9 protein-coding genes are annotated in these 11,795 nt (G+C 56.5%); 8 read left to right on the top strand and 1 reads right to left on the bottom strand.

The window, feature by feature from the left end:
* The first annotated feature begins 197 nt into the window (after nucleotides 1–197).
* The gene (uraD, locus tag ASB66_RS14825) at nucleotides 198–707 is read left to right on the top strand and encodes a 2-oxo-4-hydroxy-4-carboxy-5-ureidoimidazoline decarboxylase (protein ID WP_060717784.1); all 510 of its coding nucleotides are present in this window, start codon (nucleotides 198–200) and stop codon (nucleotides 705–707) included.
* Nucleotides 708–776: 69 nt separating this feature from the next.
* On the opposite strand, the gene ASB66_RS14820 is transcribed toward uraD, so the two are convergent.
* The gene (locus tag ASB66_RS14820) at nucleotides 777–956 is read right to left on the bottom strand and encodes a DUF2735 domain-containing protein (protein WP_041698155.1); all 180 of its coding nucleotides are present in this window, start codon (nucleotides 954–956) and stop codon (nucleotides 777–779) included.
* A gap of 399 nt (nucleotides 957–1,355) precedes the next feature.
* Between ASB66_RS14820 and ASB66_RS14815 the strand changes: the two genes are divergently transcribed.
* The 7 genes from ASB66_RS14815 to ASB66_RS14780 all read left to right on the top strand — a co-directional run.
* Nucleotides 1,356–2,390, top strand: coding sequence for a glutamine synthetase beta-grasp domain-containing protein (locus tag ASB66_RS14815; protein WP_015916816.1), 1,035 nt, complete (start codon nucleotides 1,356–1,358; stop codon nucleotides 2,388–2,390).
* 1,213 nt (nucleotides 2,391–3,603) lie between these two features.
* The gene (locus ASB66_RS14810; RefSeq protein WP_060717785.1) at nucleotides 3,604–7,602 is read left to right on the top strand and encodes a non-ribosomal peptide synthetase; all 3,999 of its coding nucleotides are present in this window, start codon (nucleotides 3,604–3,606) and stop codon (nucleotides 7,600–7,602) included.
* A 612-nt stretch (nucleotides 7,603–8,214) separates the two neighbouring features.
* Nucleotides 8,215–8,727, top strand: coding sequence for an ureidoglycolate lyase (locus tag ASB66_RS14800; protein ID WP_060717787.1), 513 nt, complete (start codon nucleotides 8,215–8,217; stop codon nucleotides 8,725–8,727).
* Nucleotides 8,724–9,080: a hydroxyisourate hydrolase gene (uraH, locus tag ASB66_RS14795; RefSeq protein ID WP_060717788.1), complete on the top strand. Its 357-nt coding sequence runs from the start codon at nucleotides 8,724–8,726 to the stop codon at nucleotides 9,078–9,080. Before ASB66_RS14800 ends, uraH begins: the two co-directional genes overlap by 4 nt.
* 3 nt (nucleotides 9,081–9,083) lie before the next feature.
* Entirely contained in the window at nucleotides 9,084–9,830 is a 747-nt protein-coding gene (locus ASB66_RS14790; protein WP_060717789.1) for a metallophosphoesterase family protein, read from the top strand.
* Nucleotides 9,831–9,929: 99 nt separating this feature from the next.
* Complete coding sequence (locus ASB66_RS14785; RefSeq protein WP_060717790.1) at nucleotides 9,930–10,595, top strand: response regulator; 666 nt, start codon at nucleotides 9,930–9,932, stop codon at nucleotides 10,593–10,595.
* A gap of 16 nt (nucleotides 10,596–10,611) precedes the next feature.
* The coding region (locus tag ASB66_RS14780) for a sensor histidine kinase (protein ID WP_234823929.1) at nucleotides 10,612–11,795 on the top strand (1,184 nt) is incomplete at its 3' end.

The raw sequence follows: 11,795 nt of genomic DNA, 5'->3' as shown, positions 1-11,795 counted from the left end.
AATGTGTACAGAACAGGTTTTGTAATTGGGAAGGGCATGGAAACGCCGTTGGGAGCGGCAGCCCGCCCTTTAGATAGGTCTCTGGCGGGTGTGTTCAACATCTACCGTGAATATTCGGCAGGGCCTTCCGAAAATCCGGCTCTTTCCAACCCGGTGCATATTGTCTATCGATTGCAAATCAAACCAGGGGTGAGCCGATGCAGCGACAGGATTTCATTGAGCAATTCGGCGGGATATTCGAGCATTCGCCGTTCATTGCCGAGCGCGCTTTCGATGCCGGTTTTATTGACGAGCCCCTGACCGCCCTTGGCGTTCATGATGGAATGAGCGCGATGTTTCGCACAGCAAGCCAAGCCGAGCGGCTCGGCGTGCTGCGGGCGCATCCGGATCTGGCAGGCAAATTGGCCATTGCAGGCGAATTGACAGAGGAAAGCCGCAGCGAACAGGCTGGTGCCGGGCTCGATCGCCTGTCGGAGGCTGAACACCAGCGTTTTACAGCGCTCAATAGTGCTTATATGGAAAAATTCGGCTTTCCGTTCATCATTGCCGTGAAAGGCCTGACGAAAGACGACATCCTGGCCGCATTCGAGGCCCGGATCGACAATAGTGTCGAGACGGAGTTCGCAACGGCCTGCCTTCAAGTCGAAAAAATCGCCCGCCTCAGGCTCGAAGCACTGCTGCCAGATGGGCGTAGCAATCAGGAATAGTTAGGCCGCGCGTCAAGGCGCGCAGCCGAAACAGGGCCATGTGTAGCCATGATCCTGTTATTGTCAGCGCTATTGCTTGAGCGCGTCTTCCGCCTCGCGGATCGCTGCCTCGTGATACCAGCTGGCGGCTCCGCTTTCGAGGATCACCTGCTTGTGGAGATTGCGCTCACGCATTTCACGTAGTCTCTGCGTATTATGTACTGGGAATTCGTAGATTTTTGCCGATTCCCGACCAAGGCCCGTTGTCATCGCTACTGCCCTTCGTTGTTCCTCGAGCTCCTCCGCCCGGATGAATTTCATAGCATTTTTTCAGCTAAAATGCACATAGAAAGTGCAATTTGCCCAAAAATAAATCATTTCAGGCTGCTTTTTCACGTCATTGCTGCTATCCACCGGGCATTGCTGCCTTTTATTTTGCAAATGCGCATTGAGAAGGCGGTGGCATGCCGGCCAATCTGACACAAAACCGTTAAAAACCCGTGGCTTTTAAGGTGTTTTGAATATGGCTCGCGCTTTTTCTGCCGGTCGTAAGGTGGTTTTTACGGGTTTGGCATGGTTCCTGCTTGTTATTTATCGACTCCCGGACCGCCGGAGAATCACCCCCAGGGTGCGCCCGATGCGAGGCGCTGGACTTATGAGAGATCGACAATGACCAAGTACAAGCTCGAGTATATCTGGTTGGACGGCTATACGCCGGTCCCGAACCTGCGTGGCAAGACGCAGATCAAGGAATTTGCTGAATTTCCGACCCTCGAACAGCTCCCCCTCTGGGGCTTCGACGGTAGCTCCACCCAGCAGGCCGAAGGCCATAGCTCGGATTGCGTGCTGAAGCCGGTTGCTGTTTACCCCGATCCAGCCCGCACCAATGGTGCATTGGTGATGTGCGAAGTGATGATGCCCGATGGCGTCACCCCGCATAGCTCCAACAGCCGCGCTACCATTCTGGAAGACGAAGGCACATGGTTCGGCTTCGAGCAGGAATATTTCCTCTATCAGGACGGTCGTCCGCTTGGCTTCCCGGAAAATGGCTATCCTGCGCCGCAGGGTCCTTACTACACCGGCGTCGGCTTCAAGAATGTCGGCGATGTCGCGCGTGAAATCGTTGAAGAGCATCTGGATCTCTGCCTGGCTGCTGGCATCAACCACGAAGGCATCAACGCTGAAGTGGCCAAGGGTCAGTGGGAATTCCAGGTTTTCGGTAAGGGCTCCAAGAAAGCCGCCGACGAAATCTGGCTGGCTCGCTACCTGCTGCTGCGTCTGTGCGAAAAATACGGCGTCGATGTCGAGTTTCATTGCAAGCCGCTCGGCGATACCGACTGGAACGGTTCGGGCATGCACTGCAACTTCTCGACCAAGTTCATGCGCGAAGTGGGTGGCAAGGACTATTTCGAAGCGCTTATGGCTGCTTTCGCCAAGAACTGGAAAGAGCATATCGACGTTTACGGTCCCGACAACCACCTGCGTTTGACCGGCAAGCACGAAACAGCTCCGTGGAACAAGTTCTCCTACGGCGTTGCTGACCGTGGTGCATCGATCCGCGTTCCGCACTCCTTCGTCAACAATGGCTATCGTGGCTATCTGGAAGACCGTCGCCCCAATTCGCAGGGCTGCCCTTACCAGATCGCTTCCCAGGTCTTGAAGACGATTGCCGAAGTTCCGGCTGCGAAGTCTGAAGCCGCCTGATCCTCTCTGCTTGCGCCCAGACTTAATCCGGGTTGATCCATCGGATCTTACCCTTGGATCTGGGCGCAAGCGCTCTTGATATCGTGTACCAGGGCATCGAAGGCACCGATGCTTCCTTGTCTTGAAGATGGTGTGAATATTTCAAGCCATTGATGTTTTTGAATTTTTCTGAAGGGAAGGATGCGGCAGCGTCTTCGAACCTTCGCAGCGCTGAAGATCGGCTGTGGTCTTCTATGGCCCTTGATCATTCAGTCAAAACGTCGTGATATGCTGTAAGCAGTATTCAAGAGTGAAGTGAATACGGTCGGGTGATTTTAAAATGAAGACTGCTTCAGTCCCCGTTCCCGAGCAGATTTAAGCCCATTTGTACCCACTGTACACTATAGCGTCGTCGTGGAATGGGGCGTTTACCCTGCATTTTTAAGGCTTCGGCCTCTGTCGATGCATTGATAATATCAATCCTGTCTATGTTATTTGCGTATCGATCCAATTCTCCAGATTTTTTCTATTTTAAAATATTGTAATTTGATATATGTTAATAACACGCCATGTCGATTTTATAAAAATTTGGACAATGCAATTGTTTTACTCTTTAATATGAGGGGTTTTTGCGTATAAAAACGACCTCGCGTCAAAAAAAATATATACTCACTCATTTTAATTTTCGCTATGTTTATTTGTGTATAGTTTTTATTATTTATCCCTGTTTGGGGCAATATATCTATCCGTAAGGGTGTCAAAATTGTTTCATCTTCGGTCTGTATACTTAATTGGATAGAAATAGAAATTTAAACGCGCATTTTGGAAATTTTCTACTTTTAGGCGATTAATCCGGTATTAAGTGCAAAGTTCATCCCCGTTCTGTTTCGTTGATTTTTACGGGTTATTGCAAGTCGGACACTTTACAAACGTGCCGTGTGCTGTTTTCATTGTCTCACGTTTTCAGGCTTGTGCGTCTGATTTGTATATAGTTTGTGAAATTTATAGCAAAGTCTGTGTTCTTTTTATTCGTGATTGTATCGTTTCGCGACAAATAGGTTTTTTATTTTCTATTTAATTACTTCTAATTTTTACTGAGCAGTTGAATTCATGACATGCTGATGCGTTTTATTTTGAGTGGTAGTTTTTGCGTTTCTTAGTGGTGCAATTGTTTGATTGCGCTTGCTTTTAGATTGTTTTCTGGTTTTGGCCGATATTTCAGTGAGGTATTTCAATGTCTTTTGTAGGCAGACATGAGCAGGTTTTTCCGGTTTCTCTTGCGCAGGCTGGCTTGTGGGTCAAACAAAAGGTAGCTCCAGCCGATCTGAGTTTTGTTCTTGCTGAATCCATCGAAATTCACGGTCCCGTTCATCCAGGACTGTTCTGCCAGGCGCTGCGCCGCTTGTCAGATGATTTTGCTGTTACACGGTCTCGGATCAAGGAGATCGAAGGACAGCCGCATCAGGTTGTCATGGCGGCCTATTGCGGCGTCTTTGACGTGATTGATTTCAGTACTGCTGAAAATCCTGGCGCAAGTGCCACGGAGTGGATGCAAAAGCACATGTGCAAGCCTCTCGATCTTGCCAATGACAATCTCTGGGGCTCCTCGCTTCTGAAGCTCGGAACCACGGAATGGGTCTGGTACCATTGGGCCCATCATATCATCATGGATGGGTTCTCCGGTGGCCTGCTGGCGCGGCGGCTGGCCGATATTTATTCGGCACTGGCCCAGGGCAACCAGCCGGAGCCCTATGATTGCGGTTCTCCGCAGGAATTGCTGGAGCTTGAGCGTACCTACCGCGATTCGGTGCATTTCCAGCGTGACAAGGCCTATTGGTCGGAGCAGATGAAGGGTCTGCCGGAGCCGGTGACCCTGATGAAGAAGAAAGGCGAGCCATCCGGTGGCCTGCTGCGCCATACGACGGTCATCGACCGCCAGACGGTCAAGGGGCTTGCAGAGATTAGCCGCGGCTTTGGCGCCAGCGTGCCGCAGGCGTTGATTGCCTTGGTTGCGGCCTATTATGCCAAGGCGACCAATTGTGAAGAGCTGACCATGGTTACCATGGTCACGGCCCGGATCAGCCAGACGATGCGCCGCATTCCAGGCATGACCGCCAATGCGGTTCCGCTGCGGTTTTCAATGACGCCGGATCTGTCCTGGCGTGAGTTGACCGGTCAGGTTTCCCAGCAGATGAGCCGGGCGCTGCGCTATCAGCGCTATCGCTATGAGGATATTCGCCGCGATCTCGGCATGGTCCGGCAGGATGCTCAGATTGCCTGGCTGGGCGTCAATATCGAGCCTTTCGATTACGACCTGCGCTTTGATGGCCATCCGACCACCGTACACAATATGTCAAACGGCACGATGACGGATTTCACCATCTTTGCTTATGACCGAGGCGACAATGGCGACCTGCGCATCGATTTCGATGCCAATCCGGCGCTCTATACGCTGGAGGAGCTGGCCGATCACGAGGCACGGTTTACCCGGATGCTGAGAGAGATCCTGGCCATGCCGGAAAAGCCGTTACGTGACGTCAGCCTGCTGTCAACGTGGGAGCGTCAGGAAATCCTGACCGACTGGAATGACACGGCCCACAAATTGCCCGACCAGACCTGGCCGGAATTGTTCCGGGCGCAGGCAGCCCGCACGCCGGATACGGTAGCGCTATCCTTTGGCGGACGTCAGATGACCTATGGCGAGCTGGATGCAGCTTCCGATCACTTGGCTGGTTATCTGATGGAAAAGGGTGCAGTGCCCGGCGCCCTGGTGGCTGTTGCCGTGCCGCGTTCTGAAAACATGGTTGTGGCATTGCTGGCTGTGCTCAAAAGCGGTGCCGCCTATCTGCCTCTTGATCCTGCTGATCCCGCCTCGCGGGTGGCGATGATCCTGGAGGATGCGCAGCCAGCCTGCGTTATCACCACTGAGGAAGTGGCGGGTAACCTGCCGGATGCCACAGACAACCTGATCTTCCTCGACAAGCCCCTGGAGCGGCAGGGACGCGACTTGCCGAAGGGGCCATCGCTGACCGACACGGCCTATATCATCTTTACGTCCGGCTCGACCGGTCGGCCCAAGGGTGTGGAAATTCCGCATCTCGGCCTGATGAACTTCCTGCTGTCGATGCAGGACCTGCTGAAACTGGACAGCGAAGACCGCTTGCTGGCCGTGACGACGATTTCCTTCGATATTGCAGCCCTTGAGCTTTATCTGCCGTTGCTGGCAGGCGCGCGCACGGTGATCGCGCTGCGCTCCGAAGTACGCGACCCGGCGGTGCTGCATGGGTTGATCCGCAGTGCGGGCATTACCATCATGCAGGCGACGCCGTCCTTGTGGCGGGCCCTGCTGGCCGATCATCATGAGGGACTGACGGGCTTGCGCAGTCTGGTGGGTGGCGAGGCGCTTCCTGCCGACCTCGCCCATAAAATGGCGCGGCTCGGTCATCCCGTTCTCAATGTCTACGGACCGACGGAAACCACGATCTGGTCCACCAACATGCCGCTTTTGGGTAGCGATCTCGACAGCGCGCCGATTGGCCGGCCAATCTGGAACACCCGCGTTTATGTCCTCGACCGGCATCTTCAGCCAGTCCCGCCAGGCTTCATCGGTGAACTGTATATCGGTGGTGCAGGCGTGGCGAAGGGTTACCTGAACCGCCCGGACCTGACTGCAGAAAAATTCATGGCCGATCCTTTCGCAGGCGAAGGCGAGCGGATCTACCGGACCGGCGACCTGGTGCGTTGGCGGCGCGATGGTGTGCTGGACTATCTCGGCCGCAATGACCACCAGATCAAGATTCGTGGTTTCCGGGTGGAGCCGGGCGAAATCGAGGCGGCGCTTTCCGCCCTGCCGCAGGTGCGCGAAGCCGTGGTTATTCTGCGCGATGATCCGGGCCGCGAAAAGCGGTTGGTTGCCTATGTGGTTCCCAGGGAGGGTGCTGTAGGCGAGGGTGCCTCGTTGGATGCGGCGGATCTTTCGGAGCGGCTGGGCAAGGTTCTGCCCGTCCATATGATCCCGGCGGCCTATGTGGTGCTGGAGGCAATTCCGCTGAACTCGAATGGCAAGACCGACCGCCATGCGCTGCCGGTGCCGCAATGGACGGTGACGGAAGGCATAGCCCTGCCGGGGACCGATGCCGAAAAGCGGCTTGCTGCCTTGTGGTGTGAGATTCTCGGTCTGGAGCAGATCGGCATTCACGACAGTTTCTTCGTGCTTGGCGGCGATTCGTTGGCTGCTGCCGGGATGATTTCCGCCGTTCGTAGCCGATTGAAGGGCGAAATTCCCCTCGGTGCCGTGTTCGAAACGCCAACCATTGCCGCCTTGGCCGTGCATCTGGATGAGGCCAGTGCGGGTTCACCGCTGATCGAGCCTGTCCTGGCCATCCGCGCCAAGGGTGAGCGTCCGCCGCTGTTCTGCATCCATCCGGTGCTGGGTCTGGGCTGGAGCTTCTTCTCGCTCGCGCAGCATTTGAGTGAAGATGTGCCGGTTTATGCCCTGCAATCGGATGGCTTGCATGATCTCGCTGCCCTGCCGCGCTCTATCGAGGACATGGCTGCGCTCTATGTGCAGAGGATTCGCAAGATCCAGCCGCAGGGTCCCTATCATCTGCTGGGCTGGTCGCTGGGTGGGTTGATTGCCCATGAAATGACCCGGCAATTGCAGGCGGAAGGTCAGACTATTGCCTTCCTGGGCATGATGGACAGCTACCATTTCAAGCCTGCTGCCCAATTGCAGGACGATGCGACGCTGGCGCGGGCAGCCCTCGGCTTCCTCGGCTTTGACGAGAAGGCGGCTGGCGACAAGCCATCGCTGGCTGAACTTGGCGATTTCGTGTTGAAAATGTTCGATACGGACAACCATGTCCTGTTGGAACAGGTTCACCAGTTCGATCCGGAGTTCGTCGAACGCGCTAAAGCGACCATCTTGCACAATCTGGAGATTGCCCAGCGATTTACACCGGGCAAGATCGATGCCGACGTGCATTTCTTCCGCGCCGAACCAAGCGCTGGCAGCGAGGCGCTGAACACCATCCTCAACTATGACGCGGAAACCTGGTTGCCGCATGTGGAGGGCAGGGTTTACCTGCGCGACATGACCTGCAACCACCACGACATGCTGAATATGGAACCGGCATCCCATATCAGCGCGGTCGTTCAGGCCGAGCTGCTACGTGAATTTCTGGTTCTGCGCCGGCCGAAACCGGTCAAGGAGCTTGAGATGAAGGTGGGCTGAGGCTTGGAATACACCTGATCCGTCTACGTTGGATGTTCGAAAATTTGAACGACAGAAGCGCCGCGTATCGGATACGATATGCGGCGCTTCTGATTTTGATGGGGGAACGCAGAGTGGCTGGATCTTTCGGCAGCCTTGTCAGGCTAACGGAATATGGGCTTTGTTTATCTTTGAGGAGGAATACGTGAAACGAAGAACATCTCTTATCTGCCTAGGAGGTTTTTGTGCTTCGCTCTCAGTTTTGATGCTAGCCTCTATCTTTTACAGATTTGAACATTATGAGGTTCTGAAGTATATTTACGCTGTCACCGTTGTATTATCGTTCTTATTCTTCTTATCCGGCGTAGTGACATGCATGATGACGGCCGGATATCTAGTTTTCAAGACGATGTATAACGAGAAGGAGATGGCTGTTATCAGGCTACTCGTCTGGGACGAGTGTAAGTGATCTCGCCGGGGTGAGGCCGAGTGGGCGCCGGATCCCGCATTTTGTGAGATAGTGCGAGCCTGACAGCAAAGGTGACCTTAAAGAGGCGGCCTTCAGTGCTCTTCCGCTCCTCTCAGATTTTGCCTATGCAGGAGAGGCGTTTAAACTCCAAGCCGGACCCTGTCATGACCTCATCTTCCGCCCTTATCCTTCCTGTGCGTCCGCTGACCGCAGAAGCCTTCGCTCCCTTCGGAGATGTCATCGAGGCTGATCCCGCCCGGATGCGGTTGATCAATGGCGGCACGACTGAGCGGTTTCATGCTTTGGCGAGCCCCGATGTGGCGGGTGAGGGCGCGCGCGTGGTCCTCAATATCTTTCGCGGTCAGCCACGCCGTTTTCCCTATGGGATTGGCATGATGGAACGGCATCCGCTTGGCAGTCAGAGCTTTACGCCACTATCCGGACGCCCGTTCCTGCTGGCAGTCTCGCTGGACGAGGGAGATCGCCCGGGCGTGCCGCAGGTCTTTCTGGCCGCGCCGCATCAGGGTGTGAACTACCACCGCAATGTCTGGCACCATCCTTTGATGGCAATCGGTGAGGTCAGCGATTTTCTGGTTGCGGATCGCGACGGGCCGGGAAACAATCTGGAGGAGTTCTTCTTCGACCAGCCCTACTTGATTCTGGAGCCACGCCCATGACCGGCCTGACCACCCATGTTCTCGATACCGCCTTGGGCCGCCCAGCGTCCGGCCTGCGCATCCAACTGATGCGGATGAAGGGTGAGGAGGCGGAGCTGATCAAGACCGTGTTCACCAATGCCGATGGCCGGGTGGATGGCGGGCCAATCCTGGCTGGCGAGGACTTTCGCATCGGCCAATATGAATTGCTGTTTCATGCTGGTGACTATCTCAAAAGCCAAGCGGCGGAACTGACCGATCCGCCATTTCTGGATGTCATCCCCATTCGCTTCGGCATTGCCGATCCGCAGGCGCATTACCATGTGCCGTTGCTGCTTTCGCCTTACGGCTATTCCACCTATCGCGGGAGCTGACCCATGCGTTTTGCTGCCATCGCCGATATTCACGGCAATTGTCTGGCTCTGGAAGCGGTGCTGGCCGATATTGCCGCTCAGGGCATTGGCTATGACCATGTGGTCAATCTCGGCGATTGTTTTTCCGGGCCGCTGGAGGCGGGGCGCACCGGCGATCTGCTGCTGTTGCTGGATCTCGTCACCGTCAGGGGCAATCACGACCGCTATTTGATTGAGCAGGACAGGGCAGCGATGCATTCCTCCGATGCGGTTGCTTATGACCAGCTTTCGCCCCGGCATTTGCAATGGCTGCAACGCCTGCCCGTCACCACGGTCTGGCGCGAAGAGGTGTTTCTCTGCCACGCCACGCCTGACATTGACGATCTCTACTGGCTGGAAAGCGTCAGCCCCGAAGGCCTGGTGCATCTGAAAGCCCGCGCCGAGATTGAAGCACTGGCCGAGGGCGTCGGGCAGGAGCTGATCCTCTGCGCCCATTCGCATCTGCCGCGTGCGGTGCGGCTTACCGATGGGCGGCTGATCGTCAATCCCGGCAGCGTCGGCTGCCCGGCCTATGATGATGACGTGCCGTTTTATCATCGGGTGGAAGCCGGAACGCCGCTCGCCTCCTATGCCATTCTGGAAAAGGGTGAGACAGGCTGGACGGTGACGTTCCGGCAGGTGCCTTACCGTCATCTCGAAATGGCCAGGTTGGCGGCGGACCGGGGCCGTGACGATTGGGCAAGCGGGCTGGAAAGCGGCTGGCTCGCCTGACGGTCAATGCCAAAATTAATCTGTTGCAACACTCTTTCCGCGACCTTTTTGATCGGCGGCGCTGTATGATAGGTACGGGAAGAGGATGAATGAACCATCATGCGATTGCTGATCGTTGAAGACAATCATGAATTGGCCGATTGGCTGGCGAAGGCGCTGACCCAGGCGCATTACACCGTGGATGCCGCCCATGATGGTGAGGAGGCCGAGGATTTTTTGAACCTCGCCGATTATGCCGCTGTGATCCTCGATCTGTCCCTGCCGAAAATCGATGGAATGACCCTGCTGAAGCGCATTCGCCGCAGTGGCCGTAAGGTTCCGGTGATTATCCTGACTGCCAATGCCTCGCTGGACGGACGGGTGGCGGGGCTGGATTCCGGTGCCGACGACTATCTCGCCAAGCCTTTCGAAATGGCCGAGCTGGAAGCCCGGCTGCGGGCGCTGATCCGGCGCGGGCATGATCTGGCCAGCCCTGAGATTGCCGTGGCAGATCTGGTGTTGAATAGCGCGACCCGGCAATTTTCCCTGAAGGGCGAGGTGTTGTCGCTGACGCCACGCGAACATTCGGTGCTGGAATATCTGATACTGAAGGCAGGCAGCACCGTGACCAAGGCGGCGCTGTCGCAAAGCGTGTTCGGCTTCGATGCCGAGACCGATCCGAGTGCCATTGAGATTTACGTGCATCGGGTCCGCAAAAAGCTGGAAGGCGGGGCGGTGCAGATCGCCACCCTGCGTGGCCTTGGCTATATGCTGCGGGCCGCGTGATATGGGCGGGCGCGGCATGAATTTTGGTCGTGTCCGGCCCTTGCTGCGGCTGCGCCACAGCCTGAGGGCGCAGCTTCTGGCCTGGGTGATGGTGACGCTGGTCGGCGTGATCGGCTTTAATCTGTATTTCGGGCTGGTCATGGCCCGCAGCACCGCCAATCTGGTGACGGATAATATGCTGCTCGGCTCGGCGCGGATGATTGCCGAGGCGGTGCGGGTCGATCAGGGCGGCAATGTCGAGGTGGATATTCCACCCGCGGCACTCGAAATCTTCGATACCGGCTTCGGCGACCGGGTCTATTACCGGGTCACGACCGCCTGGGGCAATCTGGTGTCCGGCTATGCCGACCTGCAAACCCCGGCCCGCGAGCGCCAGGGGGAGGACATGGTGTTTCGCAATCTCAATGTCCGTGCCTTGATGCTGAACCATCCGGTGGTCGGTTTTGATTCTGGCGCAGGGACGGATGGCGCTGGCGTCACCGTGACGGTGGCGGTGACACGCTATAGCCAACAGGCGATGCGCACCCATTTGTGGTTTTCGAATTTTAACGGGCAAGTTCTGCTGGTTCTGGTCGCTGGCCTGGTCACAGTGCTGGGGCTCCAGCGCGGCCTTGCCCCCGTCTTGCGGCTGCGCGATGCGGTGCGCGCCCGCCGCCGTGACCAGTTGGAACCTTTTGATGAGACAATTGTCCATACCGAGCTTCGTCCGCTGGTGCGGGCGCTGAATGATTACATGAACCGCGTGCAGCGCCAGATGGCGGCGCAAAAACGCTTCGTTGCCAATGCCGCTCATCAATTGCGCACGCCGCTGACGCTGATTTCCACGCAGGCCAGCTTTGCCGCCCGCGAAACAGACCCGGTCCGGCGCGAAGAAGCGCTGCACGCGCTGATCCGCAGCACACGGCAAGTCACCCGGCTGGCCGAACAGTTGTTGACCCTGACCCGCGCCGAACCCGGCAGTCGCGCCCCCCGTGCTGACCGCGTCGATATGGCCGACATCGCCAGACAGGTGCTGGAAGCCCAGGCCGAAGACGCCTTGCGGCGCGGCATCGATCTCGGTCTGGAGGCGGAAGGGGCGGCCCCCGTTACCGGCGACGCCACCATGCTGCGCGAAATGACCGTCAACCTGGTCGATAACGCTCTGCGCTACACACCGTCCCCCGGCGTTGTGACGGTAACCGTGGAGACGCTTGCAGACAT

The organism is Gillisella vitis, from assembly GCF_001541345.2.
GTDB lineage: Bacteria > Pseudomonadota > Alphaproteobacteria > Rhizobiales > Rhizobiaceae > Allorhizobium > Allorhizobium vitis.
The sequence above is the reverse complement of the archived record's forward strand: the minus strand, read 5'-3'. Positions and strand labels throughout refer to the sequence as shown.

Bases quoted from the DNA above. Each gene is read 5' to 3' on its own strand.
- uraH (WP_060717788.1), top strand. From the start codon at position 8,724: ATGACCGGCCTGACCACCCATGTTCTCGATACCGCCTTGGGCCGCCCA.
- ASB66_RS14810 (WP_060717785.1), top strand. From the start codon at position 3,604: ATGTCTTTTGTAGGCAGACATGAGCAGGTTTTTCCGGTTTCTCTTGCG.
- uraD (WP_060717784.1), top strand. From the start codon at position 198: ATGCAGCGACAGGATTTCATTGAGCAATTCGGCGGGATATTCGAGCAT.
- ASB66_RS14815 (WP_015916816.1), top strand. From the start codon at position 1,356: ATGACCAAGTACAAGCTCGAGTATATCTGGTTGGACGGCTATACGCCG.
- ASB66_RS14820 (WP_041698155.1), bottom strand. From the start codon at position 956: ATGACAACGGGCCTTGGTCGGGAATCGGCAAAAATCTACGAATTCCCA.
- ASB66_RS14800 (WP_060717787.1), top strand. From the start codon at position 8,215: ATGACCTCATCTTCCGCCCTTATCCTTCCTGTGCGTCCGCTGACCGCA.
- ASB66_RS14785 (WP_060717790.1), top strand. From the start codon at position 9,930: ATGCGATTGCTGATCGTTGAAGACAATCATGAATTGGCCGATTGGCTG.
- ASB66_RS14790 (WP_060717789.1), top strand. From the start codon at position 9,084: ATGCGTTTTGCTGCCATCGCCGATATTCACGGCAATTGTCTGGCTCTG.